Origin of the sequence: Pseudomonas shirazensis (assembly GCF_014268785.2) — a bacterium.
Taxonomy (GTDB): Bacteria; Pseudomonadota; Gammaproteobacteria; order Pseudomonadales; family Pseudomonadaceae; genus Aquipseudomonas; species Aquipseudomonas shirazensis.
Map to the genome: position 1 here is coordinate 335,786 of NZ_JABWRD020000002.1, position 24,862 is coordinate 360,647.

The 24,862-nt window shown below is 61.5% G+C and carries 21 protein-coding genes; 18 read left to right on the plus strand and 3 right to left on the minus strand.

Going from position 1 to position 24,862, the window contains the following annotated elements:
- The first annotated feature begins 95 nt into the window (after positions 1–95).
- The 9 genes from HU736_RS12810 (at position 96) to HU736_RS12850 (ending at position 11,709) form a co-directional block, all read left to right on the plus strand.
- Complete coding sequence (locus HU736_RS12810) at positions 96–809, plus strand: SIMPL domain-containing protein (protein WP_101316759.1); 714 nt, start codon at positions 96–98, stop codon at positions 807–809.
- Positions 810–1,129: 320 nt separating this feature from the next.
- Positions 1,130–2,755 (plus strand): ABC transporter substrate-binding protein, encoded by a 1,626-nt coding sequence (locus tag HU736_RS12815; protein WP_186697454.1) that lies wholly within the window; start codon positions 1,130–1,132, stop codon positions 2,753–2,755.
- Positions 2,756–2,965: 210 nt separating this feature from the next.
- A complete protein-coding gene (locus HU736_RS12820) occupies positions 2,966–4,558 on the plus strand; it encodes an ABC transporter substrate-binding protein (RefSeq protein WP_186697452.1) in 1,593 nt (530 codons plus the stop codon).
- 110 nt (positions 4,559–4,668) lie between these two features.
- The gene (locus tag HU736_RS12825; protein WP_103436137.1) at positions 4,669–6,045 is read left to right on the plus strand and encodes an OprD family porin; all 1,377 of its coding nucleotides are present in this window, start codon (positions 4,669–4,671) and stop codon (positions 6,043–6,045) included.
- A 70-nt stretch (positions 6,046–6,115) separates the two neighbouring features.
- Entirely contained in the window at positions 6,116–7,714 is a 1,599-nt protein-coding gene (locus tag HU736_RS12830) for an ABC transporter substrate-binding protein (RefSeq protein WP_186697450.1), read from the plus strand.
- 101 nt (positions 7,715–7,815) lie between these two features.
- On the plus strand, positions 7,816–8,826 hold the full coding sequence (locus HU736_RS12835) for an ABC transporter permease subunit (RefSeq protein ID WP_186697447.1): 1,011 nt from the start codon (positions 7,816–7,818) through the stop codon (positions 8,824–8,826).
- 9 nt (positions 8,827–8,835) lie between these two features.
- Positions 8,836–9,762 (plus strand): ABC transporter permease subunit, encoded by a 927-nt coding sequence (locus HU736_RS12840; protein WP_181108495.1) that lies wholly within the window; start codon positions 8,836–8,838, stop codon positions 9,760–9,762.
- Positions 9,763–9,772: 10 nt separating this feature from the next.
- Positions 9,773–10,741 carry an ABC transporter ATP-binding protein gene (locus HU736_RS12845; protein WP_101316747.1) on the plus strand — a complete coding sequence of 323 codons (969 nt, stop codon included), beginning with the start codon at positions 9,773–9,775 and terminating at the stop codon, positions 10,739–10,741.
- The gene (locus tag HU736_RS12850) at positions 10,741–11,709 is read left to right on the plus strand and encodes a peptide ABC transporter ATP-binding protein (RefSeq protein WP_101316745.1); all 969 of its coding nucleotides are present in this window, start codon (positions 10,741–10,743) and stop codon (positions 11,707–11,709) included. Before HU736_RS12845 ends, HU736_RS12850 begins: the two co-directional genes overlap by 1 nt.
- 236 nt (positions 11,710–11,945) lie before the next feature.
- Here the strand turns inward: HU736_RS12850 and HU736_RS12855 are convergent, their stop codons facing one another.
- Positions 11,946–12,890 (minus strand): hypothetical protein, encoded by a 945-nt coding sequence (locus tag HU736_RS12855; RefSeq protein WP_101316743.1) that lies wholly within the window; start codon positions 12,888–12,890, stop codon positions 11,946–11,948.
- A 234-nt stretch (positions 12,891–13,124) separates the two neighbouring features.
- Between HU736_RS12855 and HU736_RS12860 the strand changes: the two genes are divergently transcribed.
- From HU736_RS12860 to HU736_RS12875, 4 genes are all read left to right on the plus strand, one after another.
- Positions 13,125–13,934 (plus strand): AraC family transcriptional regulator, encoded by an 810-nt coding sequence (locus HU736_RS12860; RefSeq protein ID WP_103436132.1) that lies wholly within the window; start codon positions 13,125–13,127, stop codon positions 13,932–13,934.
- A 63-nt stretch (positions 13,935–13,997) separates the two neighbouring features.
- The gene (locus HU736_RS12865; RefSeq protein ID WP_103438703.1) at positions 13,998–15,404 is read left to right on the plus strand and encodes an NAD(P)/FAD-dependent oxidoreductase; all 1,407 of its coding nucleotides are present in this window, start codon (positions 13,998–14,000) and stop codon (positions 15,402–15,404) included.
- Positions 15,405–15,437: 33 nt separating this feature from the next.
- Positions 15,438–15,779 carry a cupin domain-containing protein gene (locus tag HU736_RS12870; RefSeq protein WP_103436131.1) on the plus strand — a complete coding sequence of 114 codons (342 nt, stop codon included), beginning with the start codon at positions 15,438–15,440 and terminating at the stop codon, positions 15,777–15,779.
- Positions 15,780–15,836: 57 nt separating this feature from the next.
- Entirely contained in the window at positions 15,837–16,916 is a 1,080-nt protein-coding gene (locus tag HU736_RS12875) for a polyamine ABC transporter substrate-binding protein (RefSeq protein WP_186697445.1), read from the plus strand.
- 38 nt (positions 16,917–16,954) lie between these two features.
- Here HU736_RS12875 and HU736_RS12880 read toward each other — a convergent pair whose 3' ends face one another.
- Together HU736_RS12880 and HU736_RS12885 are read right to left on the minus strand one after the other, a co-directional pair.
- Positions 16,955–18,538 (minus strand): peptide chain release factor 3, encoded by a 1,584-nt coding sequence (locus HU736_RS12880; RefSeq protein ID WP_103436129.1) that lies wholly within the window; start codon positions 18,536–18,538, stop codon positions 16,955–16,957.
- A 165-nt stretch (positions 18,539–18,703) separates the two neighbouring features.
- On the minus strand, positions 18,704–19,279 hold the full coding sequence (locus tag HU736_RS12885; protein WP_146047317.1) for a hypothetical protein: 576 nt from the start codon (positions 19,277–19,279) through the stop codon (positions 18,704–18,706).
- Positions 19,280–19,675: 396 nt separating this feature from the next.
- Between HU736_RS12885 and HU736_RS12890 the strand changes: the two genes are divergently transcribed.
- From HU736_RS12890 to HU736_RS12910, 5 genes are all read left to right on the plus strand, one after another.
- Positions 19,676–20,362: an ABC transporter permease gene (locus tag HU736_RS12890; protein ID WP_189691561.1), complete on the plus strand. Its 687-nt coding sequence runs from the start codon at positions 19,676–19,678 to the stop codon at positions 20,360–20,362.
- Positions 20,363–20,375: 13 nt separating this feature from the next.
- Entirely contained in the window at positions 20,376–21,302 is a 927-nt protein-coding gene (locus tag HU736_RS12895; protein ID WP_181089324.1) for a glycine betaine ABC transporter substrate-binding protein, read from the plus strand.
- The gene (locus HU736_RS12900; protein WP_101316729.1) at positions 21,299–21,952 is read left to right on the plus strand and encodes an ABC transporter permease; all 654 of its coding nucleotides are present in this window, start codon (positions 21,299–21,301) and stop codon (positions 21,950–21,952) included. Before HU736_RS12895 ends, HU736_RS12900 begins: the two co-directional genes overlap by 4 nt.
- Positions 21,949–23,106: an osmoprotectant ABC transporter ATP-binding protein OsmV gene (locus HU736_RS12905; protein ID WP_101316727.1), complete on the plus strand. Its 1,158-nt coding sequence runs from the start codon at positions 21,949–21,951 to the stop codon at positions 23,104–23,106. The genes HU736_RS12900 and HU736_RS12905 overlap by 4 nt, the downstream gene beginning before the upstream one ends.
- 573 nt (positions 23,107–23,679) lie before the next feature.
- A complete protein-coding gene (locus tag HU736_RS12910) occupies positions 23,680–24,843 on the plus strand; it encodes a type III PLP-dependent enzyme (protein WP_101316725.1) in 1,164 nt (387 codons plus the stop codon).
- The last annotated feature ends 19 nt before the right edge of the window (positions 24,844–24,862 follow it).

Here is a 24,862-nt window from a genome sequence, read left to right on the forward strand (position 1 = left end):
GCACTTTTGAACCCACTACACTGAAACCGGTCTTATGGGCCATGCGTGGCATGGACAATTACTCGCCACGCCTATTCTTCGCCAAGGAGTCACCTATGCATATGTCTCGTCGCAGCACTGCCCTGCTGCTTTCCTGCGGCCTGTTGGCCAGCCTCCCGGCGCTGGCTGAAGAGCCGCGTTACAACCAGGTCTCGCTGCGCGCCGAAGTCAGCAAGGAAGTGCCCCGCGACCTGATGGTCGTGACCCTTTACAGCGAAGCCCAGAACAGCGATCCGGGCAAGCTGGCCAAGGACATTACCGAGACCATGAACAAGGCCATGCAGCAGGCGCGTCAGGTCAAGGAAGTGAAAATCAGCCAGGGCAGCCGCAACAGCTACCCGGTCTACGACGCCAAGGGCCAGAAGATCACCGCCTGGCGCGAGCGTGCCGAGCTGCGCCTCGAGAGCGCCGACTTCCCGACCCTGTCCAAACTCACCGGCGAGCTGCTGCAGGACCTGAAGATGGGCGGCATGGACTTCTCCATTGCCCAGACTACGCGCAAGACCAGCGAAGACGAGTTGCTCAAGGATGCGGTAAATGCCTTCAAGGCTCGCGCTCAGCTGGCGACCGAGGCCCTCGGCGGCAAGGGTTACAAGGTGGTCAACCTGAACCTGAACAGCAGCGGCTATCCGCGCCCTTATATGCGCAGCGCGCCAATGGCGATGAAAGCCATGGGGGCTGATGAGGCGGCGGTGGCGCCTGAAATCGAAGCGGGCACCAGTGAAGTCAGCATGAATGCTGACGGTTTGATTGAAGTACTGATGCCTTGATCGATTGATCTGCACGTTATACCGGAAGGGGCCGCTTTGCGGCCCCTTCTTACATCGCTTTAAGCCCTTTCCTACGCCCCAATGCGGCGCTTTCTCCTTGACATCCCGCTGCGCAACATGTGGCAAAAAGCCGCCATCTTCGCCGCGCAAACGGTCAACTTCGCCATCACTTACACCCAGGCGACATTATCGTACGATCGTTCCACATTCCGCCTGCCAGCCCTCCCCCACACTGTTGCATTGCCAATCTGCCGCGCATAAAGATCGATGGGTCGGCTCACAAGGCCATCTCAGCTAAAAATGACAACAATGAGGCCATCATGCTCAAACATGCAGTCATTCCGCTTTTATTCGGCGCAGGCTTGCTCGCCGTGGCGCCGGCGGCCTTTGCCGCGAGCAACCTAGTGTTTTGTTCGGAGGGCAGCCCGGCAGGCTTCGATCCTGGTCAGTACACCACTGGCACCGATTTCGACGCTTCAGCCGAGACCATCTTCAATCGCCTCAGCCAGTTCGAGCGCGGCAGCACCAAGGTGATTCCGGGTCTGGCGACCAGTTGGGACGTCTCCGACGACGGCAAGACCTGGACCTTCCACCTGCGCGAAGGGGTCAAGTTCCACACCACGCCGTACTTCAAACCGAGCCGCGACTTCAATGCCGATGACGTGCTGTTCACCTTCCAGCGCATGCTCGACAAGAACCACCCGTTCCGTAAGGCCTACCCCAGCGAATTCCCTTATTTCACCGACATGGGCATGGACCGCAACATCGCCAGCGTCGAAAAAATCGATGAGCACAGCGTGCGCTTTACCCTCAATGAGGTAGATGCAGCGTTCATCCAGAACATGGCGATGAGCTTTGCCTCGATCCAGTCAGCGGAATACGCCGATCAACTGCTAAAGCAGGGCAAGCCGGCCGACATCAACCAGAAGCCGATCGGCACCGGCCCGTTCGTTTTCAACAAGTATCAAAAGGACGCGCTGATCCGTTTCAAGGGCAACAAGCAGTATTGGCAAGCCGGTGAGGTCAAGCTCGACAACCTGATCTTCGCCATCACCACCGACGCCTCGGTGCGCATGCAGAAGCTCAAGCGTAACGAGTGCCAGGTGACGCTGTTCCCGCGACCGGCCGACATCCAGCCGCTCAAGGCCGACAAAGACCTTAAGATGCCTGACCAGGCTGGCTTCAACCTGGGCTATATCGCCTACAACGTGATGGACCAGATCAAAGGCAGCAACCAGCCCAACCCGCTGGCCCAGCTCAAGGTTCGCCAGGCCCTGGACATGGCGGTGAACAAGCCGCAGATCATTGAATCGGTGTACCAGGGCGCCGGCCAGCTAGCAGTCAATGCCCTACCGCCGACCCAGTGGTCTTACGACAGCAGCATCAAGGACGCCCCCTACGACCCGGAAAAAGCCAAGCAGCTGCTCAAGGAGGCCGGCATCAAGGAAGGCACCGAGATCACCTTGTGGGCCATGCCCGTGCAGCGCCCATACAACCCCAACGCCAAGCTGATGGCCGAGATGCTCCAGGCCGACTGGGCCAAGGTTGGCATCAAAGCCAAGATCGTCAGCTATGAATGGGGTGAGTACATCAAGCGCTCCAAAGGCGGCGAACAGGGCGCCATGCTGATCGGCTGGAGCGGTGACAATGGCGACCCGGACAACTGGCTGGGCACCTTGTACGGCTGCGATGCGGTCGACGGCAACAACTTCTCCAAGTGGTGCTACAAGCCCTATGACGACCTGATCAAGCAGGCCAAGGCCACCCCTGACCAAGCCAAGCGCAGCGAGCTGTACCAACAGGCGCAGCACATCCTCAAACAGCAGGTGCCGATTACCCCGATCGCTCACTCGACGGTGTACCAGCCGATGCGCAGCACGGTGCAGGACTTCAAGATCAGCCCGTTCGGCCTCAACTCCTTCTACGGCGTCAGCGTCGCCAAATAACCCCGCCAGGCCCACTGCCAGCCCTTGGCAGTGGGCGCTGTAATCAGGCCATCGGACGGATCCCCCACCTCCGTCGGAAAATCCCTACAGCCTTTGGGGAAATCACAACCTGTCGCCCCCTTCCCTCCCGACGTAACGTCAGGAACGAGCAATTGCTGCCGTTCCAGCGCCCCCGCTGCGGCTGACATTGGATGAGGAGAAGGATCTGCCATGCGCCATATTCCGCTGTATTCGGTTGTCTTAGGCCTGGGCCTGCTGACCCAGGCATCGCTCAGCCATGGCAACAGCCTGGTGTTCTGTTCCGAGGGCAGCCCGGCCGGCTTTGACACCGCCCAGTACACCAGCGCCACCGACAATGACGCCGCCGAACCGATCTACAACCGCCTGGTCGAGTTCGAGCGCGGCGGCACCGCAGTGCAACCAGCGCTGGCCGAAAGCTGGCAGGTCAGCGACGACGGCCTGCATTACTCCTTCAAGTTGCGTGCGGGGGTGAAATTCCACAGCAGCTCAACCTTCAAGCCAAGCCGCGACTTCAACGCCGATGACGTGCTGTTCACCTTCCAGCGCATGCTCGACCGTCAGCACCGCTTCCGCCTGGCGTACCCCAGCGAGTTTCCCTACTTCGTCAGCATGGGCCTGGACAAGAACATCGCCAGGATCGAAAGCAACGATCCGCTGAGCGTCAGCTTCACCCTGAATAGCGTCGATGCAGCGTTCATCCAGAACATCGCCATGAGCTTCGCCTCGATCCTCTCCGCCGAGTATGCCGAGCAGCTGCTCGCCACAGGCCGCCCGACCGACATCAACCGCAAGCCCATCGGCACCGGGCCGTTTGTGTTCAGCAAGTATCAGAAAGACTCGCAGATCCGCTACAAGCGCAACGCGCGATACTGGGCGCCTGAGCAAGTGCAGCTGGACAACCTGATCTTTTCGATCAACGTCGACCCGTCGGTGCGAATGCAAAAGCTGCGGCGTAACGAATGCCAGGTGACCCTGAATCCAAGGCCTGCCGACCTGCCGATGCTCAGCACTGACGACAACCTGCAGGTGTTGAGCATGCCGGGCTTCAACCTCGGCTATATCGCCTACAACACCCAGCACGCGCCGTTTGACCAGTTGCAGGTGCGCCAGGCCATGGACATGGCGGTCAACAAGCAGGCGATCCTGCAGGCGGTTTACCAGGACGCCGGGCAACTGGCCGTCAATGCCATGCCGCCGACGCAATGGTCCTACGACACCAGCATCAAGGACGCACTCTACGACCCGGCCAAGGCCAAGCGCCTACTAGACGAGGCTGGGGTCAAGCCCGGCACCGAAATCACCCTCTGGGCCATGCCCGTGCAGCGCCCTTACAACCCCAACGCCAAGTTGATGGCAGAGATGCTCCAGGCCGACTGGAACAAGCTCGGCTTCAAGGTGCGCATCGTCAGCTACGAGTGGGGTGAATACGTCAAGCGGATGAAAAGTGGCGAGCATGACGTCGCCCTGATCGGTTGGACCGGCGATAACGGCGACCCCGATAACTGGCTGGGCACGCTTTACAGCTGCGCCGCCATCGGCAGCAACAACTACTCGCGCTGGTGCGATCGCGAGTACGACCAACTGGTCCAGCAGGCCAAACAGGTCACCGACCCCGCCCAGCGCAGCGCGCTGTATCAACAGGCCCAGCAGCGCCTCAAGCAGCAGGTACCAATTACCCCGGTAGCCCATTCGACGGTCAATCAGCCGCTCAGCACTCGGGTCCAGGGCTTCAAGGTCAGCCCATTTGGCCGCAATGACTTCACTGGCGTCAGCGTCGACTGAGCCGCTGCGCCCGCCCTCTTCGCGGACACCCCGCGTCCTCCGGCAACACCGCAACCACCCGCGCTCACAAGGCGCGGCGATAACTAAAAAAATACAATGGAGCTGTAGCCATGAAACTACCCGTAACCACTGCACTGGCACTGTCGCTAGGTGCGTTCTGCACGGCCGCCCAGGCCGACACGCTCGGCGATGAGTTCTTCACCCTGAAGCTCAGGCCCAGTGCCCAAGCCGAGGCCAGCGGCTTTTTCGACGGCCAAAGCGTCACCGGCAGCACCCGCAACTGGTATGCCCGCGAACGCGCAGCACGCGCGCCGTTGTGGAAGTACAGCAAAAGCGACGGCAGCCGCCACGACACGCATAGCCGCAGCAACTGGCTGCAGGGCAGCATCCTCAACTACAGCTCAGGCTTCACCCAAGGCACTGTCGGCTTCGCCGCAGAAGTGGCGGCCTACAACGCTGTAGCCCTGGAGCGCGACCGCCGCTCGGTGGCCGGCCCCAACAACCGTACCCTGACCCACAGCAATGGCGACCCGCTCGACCAGTGGAGCAAAGCCGGCCTGGCCAATATCAAGGCGCGCATTTCCAACACCACCCTGACCGCGGGCCGCCAGTCGCTCGACACACCGATGCTGGCCAGCATCGGCAACCGTGCTCTGCCCTCGAGTTTTCAAGGCGTCAGCCTGCACAGCGCCGAATTCGACAAGCTCTCGTTCGACTTCGCCAGCTTCGACCGAGTCTCACCACGTACCGAACAAAGCTTGAGCAAGTTCCGCAGCGAGTATGGCGCTGCTGGCCTGGAAACCGACCGCGCCAGAACCGTCGGCCTCAACTATCAGCCGCTGCCCAACCTGAGCGCCAGCCTGTACGCGGCCAAGGTGGATGACTTCTGGAACCAGTACTACTTCGGCGCCAACCATGTGCTGGGAGACAGCGCAAGCCTGAGCCTGACCAGCGCCCTGCACTACTACAAAACAGAGGACGAAGGCCGCAAGAAGCTCGGTAAAATCGATAACGACACCTACAGCCTGTCGCTGGGCCTGACTCATCAGGCGCACAGCCTGACGGCGTCCTGGCAGCAGGTCATGGGCAACGAGTATTTCGACTACCTGCATGAAACCAACGGCATCTACCTGGCCAACTCATTACTTTCGGACTTCAACGGCCCCAACGAGAAATCGCTGCAGCTGGCCTATGTCCTGAACATGGCTTATTACGGCGTGCCCGGACTCAAGTTCAACCTGTACAACGCCCGCGGCTGGGGCATCGACGGCACCCACTACCGCGGTACGGCCTATGACGTGCGCGGTCTGGACGGCGAGACCCACTACGAGTGGGGTGTCGGCAGCAGCTATGTGCTGCAGAGCGGCCCATTGAAAGACACCAGCATCCGCGCTACCTATACCACCCACCGGGCCAGCAAGGCGCAGTCCGACGGCAGCCTGGATGAACTGCGCATCGTCACCACCATCCCTTTCAACATCCTTTGACCGTTGCCGCCGCGGCTCGCTGAGGCCGGCCGTGGCGGCTACGCTGGATCATTCATAGCAGGGAGGTTGCATGACATCTCTATCCCTACGCGCTGCCCTGGCAGCCCTGTTGACCCTCGCCGCAGCGGCAAACGTGGCGGCCAAGCCGCTGGTGGTGTGCACCGAGGCCAGCCCGGAAGGCTTCGACATCGTCCAGTACACCACCGCAGTGACTGCCGACGCTTCGGCCGAGACCGTGTTCAACCGCCTGGTCGATTTCAAACCCGGCACCACCGATATCCAGCCAGCGCTGGCCGAGCGTTGGGAGATCAGTGCCGACGCCCTGACCTACACCTTCCACTTGCGCCCAGGAGTCAAATTCCACAGCACCGATTACTTCACGCCGACCCGCGACTTCAACGCCGATGACGTGCTCTGGAGTTTTCGCCGCCAACTCGATCCGAACCATCCCTGGCACAACAAGACCAGTGTCGGTTATCCGTACTTCGAAAGCATGGCGTTCAGCAAACTGATCAAGTCGGTCGAGAAGACCGATCAGCTCACCGTGGTCTTTACCCTCAATCGGCCGGAAGCGCCGTTCCTGCGTGACATGGCCATGGCCTTCACCTCGATCTACTCCGCCGAATATGGCGATCAACTGCTCAAGGCCGGCACCCCCAACCTGCTCAACAGCAGGCCGATCGGCACCGGGCCGTTCATCTTCCAGCGTTATCGCAAGGATGCTCAGGTGCGCTACAAGGCTAACCCGGAGTATTTTCGTGGCAAGCCGCCGGCCGACCCGCTGATCTTCGTGATCGCCACTGATAACAATGTGCGGATACAGAAACTGCGCGCCAACGAATGCCAGGTCGCGCTGTATCCCAAGCCTGATGATGTGCCTTTGATCAAGCAGGACAAACGCCTGAAGGTGGCAGAGCTGGAAGCGCTGGTCACCGGCTACATTGCCATGAATACCCAGCGCAAATACCTCAGCGATGTGCGCGTGCGCCGCGCGATAAATCTGGCCTTCGACCGCCAGGCGCATGTTGACCAGCTGTTCGGCAAAGGCAACGCGCTTATGGCGGTCAACCCTTATCCGCCAAGCATGCCCGGCTTCAATACCGACAACCACAACCCACCCCGCGATCTGGACAAGGCCCGCGCGTTGCTGGCAGAGGCAGGTGTGCCGCCCGGCACCGTGCTCACCCTGTTCACGCGCAACGGCGGCGGCCCGACCAACCCCAACCCGCGCTTGTCTGCCGAGATGCTCCAGGCCGACCTCGCCCAGATCGGCATCAAGCTGGAGATCCGTGTGATGGAGTGGGCCGAGATGCTGCGCCGGGCGAAAAACGGCGAGGCCGATCTGGTCTCTGCAGGCTGGGGTGGCGACAACGGCGACCCGGACAACTTCCTCACTCCGCTGCTCAGTTGCGATGCGGCCAAAAGCGGCGAGAACTATGCCCGCTGGTGCAACTCTGAGTTTCAGGCACTGATCAGCCAGGCGCGCACCGTGATCGACGAAGATCAACGGGCAAACCTCTATTTCAAGGCCTTGGCGGTGTACGATGACGACCAACCCTGGATCAGCATGGCCCATCCGAAAATGTTCACGGCCATGCGTGCGAATGTGGAGGGTTACCAGCTCAACCCTCTGACCAACAATAACTTCGCCACAACCCGGGTGGAGTAGCACGACAACAATGACCGCTGGCAGCCTGCACGGGAGCCGGCGGCGCAATCCGGACCAGCCGCCCCGATGACGGGCTGGCCGGCTGATGAGGTACACCAAGCATGTTGAGTTTTATTGCCCGACGTCTGGGCCTGCTGATTCCGACGTTCTTCGGTATCACCCTGCTGACCTTTGCCCTGATTCGGCTGATCCCCGGCGACCCGGTCGAAGTGATGATGGGCGAACGCCGGGTCGACCCTGAAATGCACGCCCAGGCCATGGAGCGCCTGGGCCTGAACAAGCCGCTGCCGGTGCAGTACCTGGACTACATCGGCCAGCTCGCCCAGGGCGACCTGGGTGAATCGCTGCGTTCTCGCGAAAGCGTCTGGAGCGAGTTCACCACGCTGTTCCCGGCGACCCTCGAACTGGCCCTGGCGGCGCTGTTCTTCGCCGGCGTCGTCGGTTTGCTCGCCGGGGTGATCGCCGCCCTCAAGCGCGGTTCGCTGTTCGATCACGGGGTGATGGGGCTTTCTCTGGCCGGCTACTCGATGCCGATCTTCTGGTGGGGCCTGATCCTGATCATGTTGTTCTCGGTGAGCCTTGGCTGGACGCCGGTATCCGGGCGCATCGACCCCTTGCTGGATATTGAGCCGCGGACCGGCTTCATGCTCATAGATAGCCTGCTCAGTGACGAAGAAGGCGCGTTCAAGGATGCGCTCATGCACCTGATCCTGCCGGCCATCGTGCTTGGCACCATTCCACTGGCGGTAATCGCCCGCATGACCCGCTCGTCGATGCTCGAAGTGCTGCGCGAGGACTACATCCGTACCGCCCGCGCCAAGGGCCTGTCGCCAGCGCGGGTGGTGTTCGTGCATGGCCTGCGCAATGCGCTGATCCCAGTGCTGACGGTGTTCGGCCTGCAGGTCGGCGCGTTGCTGGCAGGCGCGGTCCTGACCGAAACCATCTTTTCCTGGCCGGGCATCGGCAAATGGCTGATCGAAGCCATCGGCGCCCGTGACTATCCCGTGGTCCAGAACGGCATCCTGCTGATCGCCTGCCTGGTCATTCTGGTCAATTTCGTCGTGGACATTCTCTACGGCCTGGCCAATCCACGTATCCGTCACCAGCGCTGAGGCCCCGTCATGAGCAGTAATACACGCAACACCGTGACCGCGCCCAGCCCGGTCGATCAAAGCCTGCTGTACCCGTCACCGTACAAGGAATTCTGGCAAGCGTTCGCGCGCAACAAGGGCGCGGTCGCAGGCCTGGCATTCATGACCCTGGTGGTGTTTTGCGCGCTGTTCGCGCCATGGGTTGCACCGCACAGCCCGAGCGAGCAGTACCGCGACTTCCTGCTGACCCCGCCGGTGTGGCTCGAAGGCGGTACCTGGCAGTTCATCCTCGGCACCGACGAGCTTGGCCGTGACCTGCTGTCGCGGCTGATCCAGGGCGCGCGCCTGTCGCTGCTGATCGGCCTGTCGTCGGTGGTGATTTCGCTGATCCCGGGCGTGCTGTTCGGCCTTTTGGCCGGGTTCTTCCCGCGGATTCTCGGGCCGTCGATCATGCGCCTGATGGACGTGATGCTGGCCCTGCCTTCGCTGCTGCTGGCAGTGGCCATCGTCGCGATCCTCGGCCCTGGCCTGATCAATACCGTGATCGCCATCGCCATCGTTTCGCTGCCGGCCTACGTGCGCCTTACCCGCGCCGCGGTGATGGGCGAACTCAACCGCGACTACGTCACCGCTGCCCGCCTGGCCGGCGCCAGCCTGCCGCGGCTGATGTTCGTCACCGTGCTGCCGAACTGCATGGCGCCGCTGATCGTGCAGGCGACCTTGAGCTTTTCCTCAGCCATCCTCGATGCCGCAGCACTGGGCTTTCTTGGCTTGGGTGTGCAACCGCCAACGCCTGAGTGGGGCACCATGCTGGCCTCGGCCCGCGACTACATCGAACGCGCCTGGTGGGTGGTGAGCCTGCCCGGTTTGACCATATTGCTCAGTGTGCTGGCAATCAACCTGATGGGCGACGGACTGCGCGATGCGCTGGACCCGAAACTCAAGAACGCCGCCTGAGGACCACGCCATGTCACTATTGCAGATCAACAACCTCAATGTGCGCTTCGGCGATGCCTCGGCAGTGCCGGTGGTGGATGGCCTGGACCTGGCGGTCGATGCCGGCGAGATCGTCGCCATCGTCGGCGAGTCCGGTTCGGGCAAGTCGGTGACCATGATGGCCCTGATGGGCTTGATCGACGCCCCCGGCTGGATCACCGCAGACACCATGAGCTTCGCCGGCACCGACATGCTCAAGCTCAGTGGCCGGCAGCGGCGCAAGATCGTCGGCAAGGATATCGCGATGATCTTTCAGGACCCGATGACCGCGCTCAATCCCAGCTACACGGTCGGCTTCCAGATCGAAGAAGTACTGCGCCAGCACCTTGGACTGAAAGGCAAAGCGGCCCGACAACGGGCCCTGGAGCTGCTTGAAAAAGTCGAGATTCCGGCTGCCGAAAGCCGCTTGCAGGCCTACCCACACCAACTTTCCGGCGGCATGAGCCAACGTGTGGCGATCGCCATGGCCATCGCCGGTGAGCCCAAGCTGCTGATTGCCGACGAGCCGACCACGGCGCTGGATGTGACCATTCAGGCGCAGATCATGGAGCTGCTGGTCAACCTGCAGCAGGAGCGCAACATGGCGCTGATCCTGATCACCCATGACCTCGCCGTGGTGGCCGAAACCGCCAAGCGGGTCTGCGTGATGTATGCCGGCCAGGCCGTTGAAGTTGGTCAGGTGCCCGAACTGTTCGACGTGCCCGCGCATCCCTACAGCGAAGCCTTGCTGGCGGCTATCCCCGAGCACAGCATCGGTGCCGAACGCTTGGCCACCCTGCCCGGCATCGTCCCCGGCCGCTATGACCGGCCGCAGGGCTGCCTGTTGTCGCCGCGCTGCCCGTATGTGCGCGACAACTGCCGCACGCAGCGACCAGCGCTCGAGCCCAAGAGCCAGAGCCTGGCACGCTGCTTCTATCCATTGAACCAGGAGGTGGCGTGATGACTGCCGTACTCAGCGCACGTGACCTTACCCGCCATTACCAGGTTTCTCGCGGCCTGTTCAAGGGCCATGCCCTGGTGCGGGCACTCAATGGCGTGTCGTTCGAGCTCGAAGCGGGCCAAACCCTCGCGGTGGTCGGCGAGTCGGGTTGCGGCAAGTCGACCCTGGCCCGCGCCCTGACCTTGATCGAAGAACCCACGGCCGGCTCGCTGCAGATCGCCGGCACCGAAGTCACTGGCGCCAGCAAGGAGCAGCGCAAGCAACTGCGCCGTGATGTGCAGATGGTGTTCCAGAGCCCATATGCCTCGCTCAATCCGCGGCAGAAGATTGGTGACCAGTTGGCCGAGCCATTGCTGATCAACACCTCCCTGAGCAAGCAGGAACGCCGTGAGAGGGTCCAGGCAATGATGCAGCAGGTGGGTTTGCGACCGGAGCATTATCAGCGTTATCCGCATATGTTCTCGGGTGGCCAGCGCCAGCGCATTGCCTTGGCCCGGGCGATGATGCTGCAGCCCAAGGTGCTGGTGGCGGATGAACCAACATCGGCGCTGGATGTGTCAATCCAGGCCCAGGTGCTGAACCTGTTCATGGACCTGCAGAAGGAATTCAACACCGCTTACGTATTCATCTCGCACAACCTGGCGGTGGTGCGGCATGTGGCTGATCAGGTGTTGGTGATGTATCTGGGCAGGCCTGCGGAGATGGGGCCGAAGGCGGATATCTATGACAAGCCGCTGCACCCTTATACCCAGGCGTTGTTGTCAGCGACGCCGGCGATTCATCCAGACCCGTTGAAGCCGAAGATTCGCATTGTGGGGGAGCTGCCCAATCCGTTGAATCCGCCAGATGGCTGTGCCTTTCACAAGCGTTGCCCGTATGCCACGGAGCGGTGCAGCAAGGAAGTGCCGGCGTTCCGGCAGGTGGGGACGCGGCAGGTGGCGTGTCATTACGCGGAGCAGTTTCTTTAGATAGCTGGGGGCTGCTTCGCAGCCCATCGCGACACAAGGCCGCTCTACAGGGACCGCGCATATCCTGAGGATGGCGCGGTCGGTGTAGGTGCGGCCTAGTGTCGCGAAAGGGCCGCAAAGCGGCCCCGGTTTTATCAGTGCATGAAGATCGCGATCAAAATGATCACAGGGATCGGTACCCCAATCATCCAAAGCAGAATCGAGCGCATGGTAGTTCTCCTGGTCAGTTCAGTTGATTAGCGAATCGGCGCGCTGTTGGTGTGAACGGTACGGCGACCGACATAAGCCGCGTCGTCGACGTCGATCCAGCGAGCCTGATCACGCTGACGGCCACCAAACAGGGCAGCAAGGCAAGCGAAGAACGCGCCGCAAAGCAGGCCGATGAAGGTCCACAGAGCGGTCCAGGCAGCGACCTTGGCGGCGGTATCAGCGGCTTCTTGAGCAGCTACCTTGGCTTTCTGTGCATCCTGCTGCACTTCGGTATAGATCTGGTCGACGCGAGCTTCGGCCTCGGCCTGAGTCAGGCGAGTACGCTGAGCGACCAATTGCGCCAGGTAGGTACGGTCATCAGCAGACAGAGCACCATCGTTGGCTACGGCACGGGCAACGATGCGACCGGCAACTGCGGTGGCAGCGTCGTCTGTTACAGGCGCTGGGCCTTCGCTGCGGAACAGGTTGTCGATGTAATAGCCCATTGGGTCAGCATCGGTCTTGCCAACTACTGCGGTCGCAGCGGTAGCGGCGCCGCCCACTGCAGCTGCACCGGCCTGCGCGCCAGCGCTGAGGACGTTGCCGAGCATGCTGACGATCAGCACTGCGGTTACCAGAGTCGCCACAGCCCAGGCCAGGAAGCCATGCGCGGTGTCGCGGAAGTACACTTCATCAGCATGCAGATTGGCCCACTTTACCCGCAGGCGACCGGCAATATAGCCACCGGCGCCCGAAGCAATAATCTGCGTCAGCAGCAGCCAGATGATGGTCGAGATACCCAGCGCCTTGGCACTGGCGCCCTCATGAGCCCATGGCGAAGTTGCAGCGAAGCCCAGGCCCGCGCCCAGGATCATCAGGATCAATGAAAGGGCCGCAGCAGCAGCGGCACCGGCGAAGATCGCCGCCCAGGACACGCCCGAATGGTTCGAGGCATCGGCGACAGTGGGTGATAGCTCGGCAGTGGTAATCATGTGGCAGCGCCTTTTGTAGTTAGCAACGGTTCCGTTTGCTTGCACTTGCACTGGTGCAGACACTGTGCCAATTGCGACAAAAAATTACATTTATATAAATCAAAGAGTTACAAAAAAACGTATAGGGAGGATCGTGCATAAAACCCGAATGACCATATACCGCTCAGGGTTTCTGCAATGGGGCCTCGGCAACGCGCACTTGCCCGGCGCTGAGCGGCCCGGCACCATCACCCCATGACATCGATTACCCTGCCCGACGGCCCCGCCCAGACGCCCGTTACAGCCGACACCGTGCTGCGCTATCACCTATGCTGGAAACACCGCGACCTCGATGGGGTGATGGCCCTCTATCACTCCGACGTCGAGTACCACGACTTCTTTCAGAACCGTGTAATGGGCCATGCCGAGCTGCGCGAATACGTACGCGTCTGCCTGCCCCGTGAAGCAGGCGAAGACATCATTCACAGTGACCGCATCAGGGTCGACGGCTGCACCGCCTTCATCCAGTACGAGGTCACGGTGCAGGGCGGCGATGGCCTGACTGCGTTTCACTCCAGTGAGGCGATCACCGTCAAGGACGGCTTGATCTGGCGGGTCAACGAATACGCCACACTGGTCCGTCAGGGCAGCAAGAGCATCAGCAACGGCGGCCTGCGCCCTGCCACCAGCCGGCTGGGCCTGTCACCGCGTCAGCTGAGCACCATGGCTCAGGATCTTGAGCATTACTTTCAGCGCCAGCGGCCCTACCTGGACCCTGAGCTGGACTTGCAACAAGTGGCCAAGGACAGCGGCTACAGCCGCAATCAGATTTCCTACCTGCTTAATCAGGTGCTCGGCCAGAGCTTCTATCGCTACGTCAACCAGGCGCGTCTGCAGCACCTGCTGGCCGGGCTCGACGGCAGCAGCGGCGGTGCCACCATGGATGCGCTGGCGTTCGGCGCCGGTTTCAACTCACTGTCGGCGTTCTACAAGGCGTTTCGCGAGCACACCGGGCTGTCGCCCAAGGCTTACGTAAAACAACTTTCGCTGCGTGCACGCACGTAAGACAGCCGCCGCCAGCGCAACCTAGGATCAGCCACAGACCTTACCGATGTGGAGCTGCACCTGATGCAACCCTGGCGCACGATCAGCCTTTGGATGGACCAGCTCGACGAGCCCCTCGACGCCCGCCCGGCCCTGGCCAAGGACCTCGATGTCGACGTGTGCATCATCGGCGCTGGCTACACCGGCCTGTGGACCGCTTATTACCTGAAACAGCAGGCGCCGCAGTTGAGCATTGCCATTGTCGAAGCCAACATCGCCGGCTTCGGTGCCTCCGGGCGCAACGGCGGCTGGCTGATGGGCAACCTGCTGGGCGAAGACCGCCTGCTCGCTACCCTGTCGCCGCAGTTGCGCCGCGCCAGTATCGACTTGCTGCATGGCATCCCTGACGAAGTGCACAACGTGCTGCAGCATGAGGGCATCGACTGCGACTACCGCAAAGGCGGCGTACTGTACTGCGCAGCGCGGTATCCGGAGCAGGAGCGCAGCCTGCGTGCCCACCTCGACGACCTCTACCGCCAGGGCATGAACGAAGACGACTACCGCTGGCTGCGTCCTGAACAACTGGATGCACAGCTGCGCGTTAGCAGCCCTTACGGGGCGATCTTCAGCCCGCACACCGCCACCATCCAGCCGGCCAAACTGGTGCGCGGCCTGGCCCGAGCGGTCGAGCGCATGGGCGTGACCATTTACGAGAACAGCCCTGCGCTTGATCTGCAGCCTGGCATGGTGCGCACGCCCCATGCCAACGTTCGCGCTCATTGGCTGGTGCCGGCCGTGGAGGGTTACGCAGCCAGCCTGCCGCCGCTAGGCAAGCACCAATTGCCGGTGCAGAGCCTGCTGGTCGCCACCGAGCCGTTGCCGGAGTCGACCTGGGAGCAGATCGGCCTGAACCAGGGGCAGGCCTTCAGCGAGAACAGCCGCCAGGTCACCTACGGCCAGCGCACCGCCGACAACCGCCTGGTGTTCGGTGCGCGTGGTGGCTATCGCTTTGGCGGCCGCCTGCGCGAAGACTTCAACCTCAAGGACCACGAGATCGAGCTGCGCCGCTATCTGTTAGGCGAGCTGTTCCCGCAGCTGAAAAACGCCCGTATTACCCATTCCTGGGGCGGCAACCTGGGCATGGCCAGGCGCTTCCGCCCGCACATGCTGTGTGATCGTCAGCGCGGCATCGCCCTCGCCGGCGGCTACGGCGGCGAAGGTGTAGGCGCGACCAACCTGGGCGGGCGCACCCTGGCGGCGCTGATTCTTGGCCAGCACAACCAGCTGACCGCACAGCCCTGGGTACACGACAACTGCCCGCTGACGAGCCTGGCGAGCTGGCCGCCCGAGCCCTGCCGCTGGCTGGGCTACAACGCGATCATCCGCAGCTTCGTCCATGAAGACCGCACCCTCGCCAACCCCGCCAGCGCCCCCTGGCGCCGGCGCCTGGCCAGCGGTGTGGCCGACTTCATGGAAGGCTTCATGCACTGACTTGCCCTTTTCTCAACACAGGATTCACTGGTCATGAGCATCACCCAGTTCAAACACACCGACAGCGCCGTACTCGAGGAATCCAACCCGGTCGCCGTGCCGCTCGGTGAGCCAGTCGCCGTGACGTCGGTGACCAGCGTCGAACGCAGCGATGGGGTCGAAACCGGTATCTGGGAGTGCACCCCAGGGCGCTGGCGCCGGCAGATCGTGCAGCAGGAGTTCTGCCACTTCATCAAGGGCCGCTGCACCTTCACCCCTGATGGAGGCGAACCGCTACTCATAGAAGCCGGAGACGCACTGATGCTACCGGCCAACAGCACCGGAATCTGGGACATCGAAGAAACCGTGCGCAAGACCTATGTATTGATTTTCTGATCGCTGATCGCCTCTGCCGTCCTTCGATAACAACACACAAAGCAAGGTACCCCGGACATGCGCACGCTTCTAATCGCTCCCCTGATGCTCGCCGCTTGTGTCAGCAACGCCGCCGAGTCGGTAAAGATCTACAACTGGTCGAGCTACATCGCCCCCGATACCCTGAAGAACTTCCAGCAGGCCAGCGGCATCGTCCCGACCTATGACGTGTTCGACAGCAACGAGACCCTCGACGGCAAGCTGATGACCGGCAACTCCGGCTATGACGTGGTGTTCCCGTCGAACCACTTCATGGCCCGGCAGATCCAGGGCAAGGCCCTGAAGAAGCTCGACAAGAGCCAACTGCCCAACTGGCAGAACCTCAATCCGGTGCTGCTCAAGGCGCTGGAGGTCAACGATCCGGGCAACCAGTATGGCTTCCCCTACCTGTGGGGCAGCACCGGCATCGGCTACAACATCGACAAGGTCAAGGCGGTGCTCGGCGACAACGCGCCGGTCGATTCCTGGGACCTGATCTTCAAGCCCGAGTACATGAGCAAGCTCAAGAGCTGCGGTGTGGCGGTGCTCGACAACGGCCCCGAGCTGCTGCCGATTGCCCTGCACTACCTCGGCCTGCCGCACCACAGCCAGGATCCGAAGGACTACGAGAAAGCCAAAGAACTGCTGATGAAGGTGCGCCCGTACATCAGCTACTTCCACTCATCCAAGTACACCGGCGACCTGGCCAATGGCGACGTGTGCGTGGTGGTCGGCTTCTCCGGCGATGTGCTGCAGGCGAAGAACCGCGCCGAAGAAGCCAAGAACGGCGTCAGGGTTGGCTATTCGATCCCCAAGGAAGGTGCGCCGATGTGGTTCGACATGGTCGCCATGCCAGCCGATGCGCCCGACGAGAAGCAGGCCTACGCCTACATGAACTACCTGTTGCAGCCTGAGGTGATGGCCAACATCAGTAACCATGTGCAGTACGCCAATGGCAACCTCAAGGCCGACACGCTGGTCGACCCTGCACTTAAAAGCAACACGATGATCTACCCGAGTGACGATGTGATGGGCAAGCTGTACGCACTGGAGGCGATGCCCGCCAAGATCGACCGCATTCGCACTCGCCTGTGGACCAGTATCAAAGCCGGTAACTGAACAGCATTGGGGCCGCAGATGCGGCCCCAATAATCAGATCAGTGATGTTCCCGCGTGGCGCGGAATTTCACGTCCGGCCAGCGCTCTTCCATCAGCGCCAGGTTGACCCGAGTCGGGGCGAGGTAGGTCAGGTGACCGCCGCCATCGACGGCAAGGTTCTCCACAGCCTTGGTCTCGAATTCCTCGAGCTTCTTCTTGTCGTCGCAGCTGATCCAGCGCGCCGACCAGACCGTGATCGGCTCGTAGCCGCACTCGACCTTGTACTCTTCCTTCAAGCGGCTGGCGACCACGTCGAACTGCAGCACACCGACCGCACCGAGGATGATGTCGTTGCTGCGCAGCGGAAAGAACACCTGGGTCGCGCCTTCTTCGGCGAGCTGCTGCAGGCCCTGGCGCAGCTGCTTGGACTTGAGCGGGTCTTTCAGCCGCACGCGGCGGAACAATTCCGGGGCGAAGTGCGGGATGCCGGTGAAGCCTAGGCTTTCGCCTTCGCTGAAGGTGTCGCCGATCTGGATGGTGCCGTGGTTGTGCAGGCCGATGATGTCGCCGGCAAAGGCTTCTTCCAGTTGCTCACGCTCGGAGGAGAAGAAGGTCAGGGCGTCGCCGATGCGTACGTCCTTGCCGGTGCGCACGTGACGCATCTTCATGCCCTTTTCGTACTTGCCCGAACAGATGCGCATGAAGGCGATGCGGTCGCGGTGTTTCGGGTCCATGTTGGCCTGGATCTTGAACACGAAGCCGGTGAATTTCTCTTCGACCGGCTCGACGGTCCGCTCGTTGGCTACGCGCGCCAGCGGGCGTGGCGCCCAGTCGACCACAGCATCGAGCACATGGTCGACACCGAAGTTGCCCAGCGCGGTACCGAAGAACACCGGGGTCAGTTGGCCGTTGAGGAACTCTTCCTGGTTGAACTCGTGGCAGGCGCCTTGTACCAGCTCCAGTTGCTCAAGGAAGCGATCGTACTCGTCACCCAGGTGCGCGCGGGCTTCATCGGAGTCGAGTTTCTCGATGATCTTGACCTCGGTGCGCTCGTGACCATGGCCTGGGGTGTAGACGATGATGTAGTCGCCGGCCAGATGGTAAACGCCCTTGAAGTCGCGATAGCAACCGATCGGCCAGGTGATTGGCGCGGCCTTGATCTTGAGTACCGCTTCGATCTCGTCGAGCAGCTCGATAGGGTCGCGGATATCGCGGTCGAGTTTGTTGATGAAGCTGACGATTGGCGTGTCACGCAGACGGCAGACGTCCATCAGGGCGATGGTGCGTGGCTCGACGCCTTTACCACCGTCGAGCACCATCAGGGCCGAGTCGACTGCGGTCAGGGTGCGGTAGGTGTCTTCCGAGAAGTCTTCGTGGCCCGGGGTGTCGAGCAGGTTGATCATGTGTTCGCGGTAAGGGAACTGCATGACCGAGGTGGTGATGGAGATACCGCGTTGCTTCTCCATTTCCATCCAGTCGGAGGTGGCGTGGCGGTCGGACTTGCGCGACTTCACGGTACCGGCGACGGCAATGGCCTTGCCCATCAGCAAGAGTTTCTCGGTGATGGTGGTCTTACCGGCGTCGGGGTGGGAAATGATTGCGAAAGTGCGGCGCTTCGCGACTTCGGCGGCCTGGTTGGTCATGGGAAATCGCCTGAATGGGGATCGAAAAAGGGGCGATATTGTACCTGAACTTGGCGGCCAAGCCAAAAGGCCTGCTGACGAGAGCGAACCCGCCCAAAGCATGCCGATCTATCGCTACCTACTAAGCGAGGGCTGCGCCCTGTCAGCCAAAGCGCCGCGGAGCCTTTACTGATCGTCCATCAACTCCTCGCCGATATGCAGCACTTCAAGCCGTACATCCAGCACCTCACCTTTGCTGGTATTCACATAGGCAAACCAGTGATCGGCGACATGCTCGGGCTCCATGGCGCGCAGAGCAAGATTGGAGCGGGTCCAGATCTGCCCGTCGAGCTGCTGGCCTGCCTCGACAATCGAGGTCATGCTGGCCTGGTTACCGTCCTCTTGCCGAGTGATGAACTTCCACAACCTGGCATCTTCAGGCACCTGTGGGTACAAGCCTGGATAACCGTTGTGATTGAAGTCCAGGTGACGATTGCTGGATTGGAAGTCGCGGCCGGTGCGCCGGCTCCAGGACTGGATATCGTAGTATGGCCGTCCCCTGGACTCGTCAAACAGGCATCGGAACCAGAACAGATGCGGCTCGCGTAACGTCAAGGACGTGACGATCATCCAGTCATCCGCAGCGCGGGCAGCCTGCCCTTCGCGCTCTGCCAGTTTGGCGCAATCAAAATAGCCTTCACGCCCAGGCGTGACGCACTGGATGGTGGCGATAAATGACCGATCGTAGCTGTGATTCAACATGATAAAAGCCGCCTTATTGGTAATTTGCATGAGTGCACGACCGCTCGTCGGAGTTGGCCGCGCGCCTTGATTCAATAGGGCTACAGAGCAAAAGTGCATCTGGAAACAAGGGCTTGCGAAGAATAATTGGCTGGCCAAATGCCGCCTCAGATGGGAACCTTTGCGTCCCCGGAGACGTCCACCCCCCGCTGACCATTGCAGTTTGGGGCTGGTAATACCTGCATTTTCGAGCCCGACGGGGCTTGGCTCATGGCATGTCCGCGCAGCTTCGCTGAGCGCCACGCTGCTACTCGCGATCACTCTGCCCGCCGCCTGCACTGGCCGCGCTGCGCAGCACTGTTCGCCGACGACAAGAAAAGGAGTCCACCTGTGGCTAGACGCTACGGAAAAGGGCTGATGGGATGGGCCACCGCGCTTGTCATCCTGGCCCTGCTGATCCACTGGATCGGCCTCGACACGATCGCGCGTTATCGCGACGATCTGTGGTTTTACCTGCAAGCGCACCTTGTGCTGGTGCTGGCTTCGATGGCGGCGGCGTTGGCCGTGGGCATCCCCGCCGGGATTGCCTTGAGTCGACCGCACCGGGTCGACAAAGCCGAGCGCTTCATGCAGTTCTTCAACGTAGGCAACACCATCCCTCCCCTGGCCGTACTGGCCATCGCCCTGAGTGTTCTGGGCATCGGCGCAGGCCCGGCGATCTTCGCGCTGTTTCTCGCCTCCCTGCTGCCGATCGTGCGCAACACCTACGAAGGCCTGAAAAACGTCCCCGCCTCACTCAAGGAAGCCGCTACCGGCATCGGCATGACTCCGCGCCAGCAACTCTGGCAAGTCGAACTGCCCAACGCCGTGCCGATCATTGTCGGCGGCGTGCGGGTTGCTCTGGCACTGAATGTCGGCACCGCGCCGCTGGCGTTTCTGATCGGCGCCAACAGCCTTGGCAGCCTGATCTTTCCTGCCATTGCCTTGAACAATCAGCCACAGCTACTGCTCGGCGCGGCCTGCACGGCGGCGTTGGCGTTGTTGCTGGATGTGCTGGTGAGTTTCTCCAGCAAGCGCTGGCTGGAACGCGGCCTGGCTCAATAAGTAGAGGGAACCCATGAGAAAAACCATCGCCTTGTTGCTTGGCGCGGGCCTGCTGTTGGCAGGATTTGCCCAAGCGGCGGAAAAACCGCTGATTCGCATCGGTGCCCGGGTGTTCACCGAGCAGACGGTACTCGCCGAAATCACCGCGCAATACCTGCGCGCCAATGGCTTTGCCGTGCGCGTGACCGGCGGCCTGGGCAGCAGCCTGGCGCGCCAGGCGCAAGAGACCGGCCAGCTCGATTTGATGTGGGAATACACCGGTGTGTCGCTGGTCTCGTACAACCATATCGACGAGCGCATGCCCAGTGCCGAAGCGACCTACGCCAAGGTCAAACAGCTGGACGCGAAAAAGGACCTGATCTGGCTGACCCCGTCGCGGTTCAGCAATACCTACGCCCTGGCCCTGCCCAGCAAGGTCGCCGAAGAGTATCCGCAGGTGCGCAACATCAGCCAGCTCAATCAGGTGCTGCGTGATGAGCACAAGCGCAAGCATCTGGTCGCGCTGGACACCGAGTTCGCCAATCGCCCGGATGGCCTGGTGGGCCTGAAAGAGCTGTACGACCTGCAGGTCGGCCGCGCCAACATCCGCCAGATGGACGCCGGCCTGGTCTATACCGCGCTGCGCAACGATCAGGTGTTTGCCGGCCTGGTGTACACCACAGATGGTCGCCTCAACGCGTTCAATCTGACCTTGCTGGAAGACGACAAGCACTATTTCCCCGACTACACCGCTGCGCCGGTGGTACGTAAAGCGGTGCTCGACGCCAACCCGCAATTGGCCACCCTGCTTAAGCCGCTGGCCGAGCAACTGGACGACGAGACCATGCGCCAGCTCAATGCCAAGGTCGACGTCGAACACCAGAGCCCGTCGGTGGTTGCCGCTGCATTCCTGCGTGAGCATCCGCTGCCCGGCACTGCCGACAAAGAGGTACAGCCATGAGCCTGTTCGATACCTTTGCCCACCTCGACTGGGCGCTGGTGCTGCAGCTGACCTGGCAGCACATCACCCTGGTCGGCATCGCGGTCAGCCTGGCGATTGTCTTCGGCGTGCCGCTGGGCATTCTGATGACACGCTTCCCGGTCCTGGCCGGCCCGCTGCAGGCCAGCGCCACGGTGCTGCTGACCATTCCCTCGATTGCCTTGTTCGGCCTGCTGCTGCCGTTCTACTCCAAGTTCGGCCAGGGCCTGGGCCCATTGCCGGCGATCACGGCGGTGTTCCTTTATTCACTGCTGCCGATCCTGCGCAACACCTACCTGGCCCTGACCAACGTCGAACCGGGCATCCGTGAAGCCGCCCGCGGTATCGGCATGACCTTCGGCCAGCGCCTGCGCATGGTCGAGCTGCCGATCGCCGTGCCGGTGATCCTCGCCGGGGTGCGCACCGCCGTGGTGATGAACATCGGCGTAATGACCATCGCCGCGACCATCGGCGCCGGTGGCCTGGGTGTACTTATTCTGACTTCCATCAGCCGCAGCGACATGTCGATGCTGCTGGTCGGCGCGGTGCTGGTGAGCCTGCTGGCGATTGTCGCCGACCTGCTCCTGCAAGCCCTGCAACGTGCCCTGACTCCACGAGGACTGCGCTCATGATCGAATTGAAGAACCTCAGCAAGACCTTCCATGCCAACGGCAAGGACGTCAAAGCCGTCGACTCGGTCAACCTGACCGTCAACGAAGGCGAAATCTGCGTGTTCCTCGGCCCGTCGGGCTGCGGCAAGAGCACCACCTTGAAGATGATCAACCGCCTGATCACACCGACCTCAGGCCAGGTGTTCATCAACGGCGAGGACACCACCGGGCTGGACGAAGTCAGCCTGCGCCGCAGTATCGGCTATGTGATTCAGCAGATCGGTCTGTTCCCCAACATGACCATCGAAGAGAACATCACCGTAGTGCCGCGCCTGCTCGGCTGGGACAAGCAGCGCTGCCACGACCGCGCGCGCGAACTGATGAGCATGATCAAGCTTGAACCCAAGCAGTACTTGCAGCGTTACCCCCGCGAGTTGTCCGGTGGCCAGCAACAGCGCATCGGCGTGATCCGCGCACTGGCCGCCGATGCGCCGGTGCTGCTGATGGATGAACCGTTCGGCGCGGTTGACCCGATCAACCGCGAGATGATCCAGAACGAGTTCTTCGAGATGCAGCGGGCGCTGAACAAGACCGTGATCATGGTCAGCCACGACATCGACGAAGCGATCAAGCTGGGTGACAAGATCGCTATCTTCCGCGCGGGCAAGCTCCTCCAGCTGGATCATCCGGATACCCTGCTGGCGCACCCGGTGGACGACTTCGTCAGCAACTTCGTCGGCCAGGACAGCACCCTCAAGCGGCTGCTGCTGGTGCGCGCCGAGGACGCCGCCGACAACGCGCCGTCGGTCAGCCCGGAAACACCAGTGGCCGATGCGCTGGAGCTGCTCGACGAGCACGACCGCCGCTACGTGGTGGTGACCGACGCGGCGAACAAGGCGCTGGGCTATGTGCGCCGCCGCGACATGCATCGGCAACAGGGCACGTGTGCTGACTTCCTGCGTCAGTTCAACGCCACCGCTTCGCACGATGAGCACCTGCGCATCCTGTTGTCGCGGATGTACGAGTTCAACCGGGCGTGGTTGCCGGTGCTGGACGCCGAGCAGGTGTTCCTTGGCGAGGTTACCCAGGAGTCAATTGCCGCCTACCTGAGTTCGGGGCGCTCTCGCGGTGCCAAGACCAGCATCGTCTCCCCGGCCGAGACGGTGGCCTCCTGAATCAACGGGGGCGTCTGTGAGCGGGCGCCCCCGCTGTAGTAACAAAAAATTTATGCTTTTTTTGGCCACTCGCAGGCGCTGACTGTGTGGCCATAAATGTGAACACTCCCTGCCTCGACGGGTGATCCAGCGAACCACTGATCAACGGTCCACAGAGCTTACTTGCGGGTTCTTGCAGTGAAATATCACCGACCTGCAATGAACACAGCTTTTCAGGGGTTCGCCGCCAGATCCCTGCCTGTTCCACAATTATTTACGTTTGAGCCTGCTCAGGAACATCTGTCGGTAATACGAGTCGGTTATTCCAGTAACTGCTCGTCGATCCGCGACGAACAGGTGGGGATTGCCTGTTGATCTTGCCTGGTTCACGCCCTAAAGTGCGCGCCGAACGTCCATGCTGGAAACGATCCATCCGGCTCAAGTACTGACGACGAGACAGCAGGCGCAACCATACGGTTGGCCTTTTTGCTTTCGGCGACATGCCTTGGGAAGTAGGCGAACCAAAGTGGGGATACGGAGGGCGTTCAGTTTGCAGCCACTTTCTTTTTCAGTTTGCCCATGGAGTCCTTGAGCATGTCGATCCAAGTCGAAGATTATTTCGCACGTGACACCTTCCAGAAGATGAAGGCGTTCGCCGACAAGCAGGAAACCCCGTTTGTGGTCATCGATACGCAGATGATCAGCAAGGCCTATGACGACCTGCGCGCCGGTTTCGAGTTCGCCAAGGTCTACTACGCAGTCAAGGCCAACCCAGCGGTCGAGATCATCGACCTGCTCAAGGACAAAGGCTCGAACTTCGACATCGCCTCGATCTACGAGCTGGACAAGGTCATGAACCAGGGCGTCAGCCCGGACCGCATCAGCTACGGCAACACCATCAAGAAGTCCAAGGACATCCGCTACTTCTTCGACAAGGGCGTGCGCCTGTACGCGACCGACTCCGAGGCCGACCTGCGCAACATCGCCAAGGCTGCGCCGGGTTCCAAGGTCTACGTGCGCATTCTCACCGAAGGCTCGACCACTGCCGACTGGCCGCTGTCGCGCAAGTTCGGCTGCCAGACCGACATGGCCATGGACCTGCTGATCCTTGCCCGTGACCTGGGCCTGGTGCCTTACGGCATCTCCTTCCACGTCGGCTCGCAGCAGCGCGATATCAGCGTCTGGGACGCCGCCATCGCCAAGGTCAAAGTGATCTTCGAGCGCCTGAAGGAAGAAGACGGCATCGTTCTCAAGCTGATCAACATGGGTGGCGGCTTCCCGGCCAACTACATCACCCGGACCAACAGCCTGGAGACCTACGCTGAAGAAATCATCCGCTTCCTCAAGGAAGATTTCGGCGACGACCTGCCGGAAATCATCCTCGAGCCGGGCCGTTCGCTGATTGCCAACGCCGGTATTCTGGTCAGCGAAGTGGTGTTGGTTGCACGCAAGTCGCGTACCGCGGTCGAGCGTTGGGTGTACACCGACGTGGGCAAGTTCTCCGGCCTGATCGAAACCATGGACGAGTCGATCAAGTTCCCGATCTGGACCGAGAAGAAAGGCGAGATGGAAGAAGTGGTGATCGCAGGCCCTACCTGCGACAGCGCCGACATCATGTACGAGCACTACAAGTACGGCCTGCCGCTGAACCTGGCCATCGGTGACCGCCTGTACTGGCTGTCCACCGGCGCCTACACCACCAGCTACAGCGCAGTGGAGTTCAATGGTTTCCCGCCGTTGAAAGCTTACTACCTGTAAATCATAAACGGGGCCGCAA

What these genes read in the sequence shown, in the direction of transcription:
- HU736_RS12830 (WP_186697450.1), top strand. Translation starts at nt 6,116, where the DNA reads ATGACATCTCTATCCCTACGCGCTGCCCTGGCAGCCCTGTTGACCCTC.
- HU736_RS12865 (WP_103438703.1), top strand. Translation starts at nt 13,998, where the DNA reads ATGCAACCCTGGCGCACGATCAGCCTTTGGATGGACCAGCTCGACGAG.
- HU736_RS12890 (WP_189691561.1), top strand. Translation starts at nt 19,676, where the DNA reads ATGGGATGGGCCACCGCGCTTGTCATCCTGGCCCTGCTGATCCACTGG.
- HU736_RS12905 (WP_101316727.1), top strand. Translation starts at nt 21,949, where the DNA reads ATGATCGAATTGAAGAACCTCAGCAAGACCTTCCATGCCAACGGCAAG.
- HU736_RS12900 (WP_101316729.1), top strand. Translation starts at nt 21,299, where the DNA reads ATGAGCCTGTTCGATACCTTTGCCCACCTCGACTGGGCGCTGGTGCTG.
- HU736_RS12845 (WP_101316747.1), top strand. Translation starts at nt 9,773, where the DNA reads ATGTCACTATTGCAGATCAACAACCTCAATGTGCGCTTCGGCGATGCC.
- HU736_RS12910 (WP_101316725.1), top strand. Translation starts at nt 23,680, where the DNA reads ATGTCGATCCAAGTCGAAGATTATTTCGCACGTGACACCTTCCAGAAG.
- HU736_RS12870 (WP_103436131.1), top strand. Translation starts at nt 15,438, where the DNA reads ATGAGCATCACCCAGTTCAAACACACCGACAGCGCCGTACTCGAGGAA.
- HU736_RS12850 (WP_101316745.1), top strand. Translation starts at nt 10,741, where the DNA reads ATGACTGCCGTACTCAGCGCACGTGACCTTACCCGCCATTACCAGGTT.
- HU736_RS12895 (WP_181089324.1), top strand. Translation starts at nt 20,376, where the DNA reads ATGAGAAAAACCATCGCCTTGTTGCTTGGCGCGGGCCTGCTGTTGGCA.
- HU736_RS12810 (WP_101316759.1), top strand. Translation starts at nt 96, where the DNA reads ATGCATATGTCTCGTCGCAGCACTGCCCTGCTGCTTTCCTGCGGCCTG.
- HU736_RS12840 (WP_181108495.1), top strand. Translation starts at nt 8,836, where the DNA reads ATGAGCAGTAATACACGCAACACCGTGACCGCGCCCAGCCCGGTCGAT.
- HU736_RS12880 (WP_103436129.1), bottom strand. Translation starts at nt 18,538, where the DNA reads ATGACCAACCAGGCCGCCGAAGTCGCGAAGCGCCGCACTTTCGCAATC.
- HU736_RS12825 (WP_103436137.1), top strand. Translation starts at nt 4,669, where the DNA reads ATGAAACTACCCGTAACCACTGCACTGGCACTGTCGCTAGGTGCGTTC.
- HU736_RS12885 (WP_146047317.1), bottom strand. Translation starts at nt 19,279, where the DNA reads ATGTTGAATCACAGCTACGATCGGTCATTTATCGCCACCATCCAGTGC.
- HU736_RS12855 (WP_101316743.1), bottom strand. Translation starts at nt 12,890, where the DNA reads ATGATTACCACTGCCGAGCTATCACCCACTGTCGCCGATGCCTCGAAC.
- HU736_RS12820 (WP_186697452.1), top strand. Translation starts at nt 2,966, where the DNA reads ATGCGCCATATTCCGCTGTATTCGGTTGTCTTAGGCCTGGGCCTGCTG.
- HU736_RS12860 (WP_103436132.1), top strand. Translation starts at nt 13,125, where the DNA reads ATGACATCGATTACCCTGCCCGACGGCCCCGCCCAGACGCCCGTTACA.
- HU736_RS12835 (WP_186697447.1), top strand. Translation starts at nt 7,816, where the DNA reads ATGTTGAGTTTTATTGCCCGACGTCTGGGCCTGCTGATTCCGACGTTC.
- HU736_RS12875 (WP_186697445.1), top strand. Translation starts at nt 15,837, where the DNA reads ATGCGCACGCTTCTAATCGCTCCCCTGATGCTCGCCGCTTGTGTCAGC.
- HU736_RS12815 (WP_186697454.1), top strand. Translation starts at nt 1,130, where the DNA reads ATGCTCAAACATGCAGTCATTCCGCTTTTATTCGGCGCAGGCTTGCTC.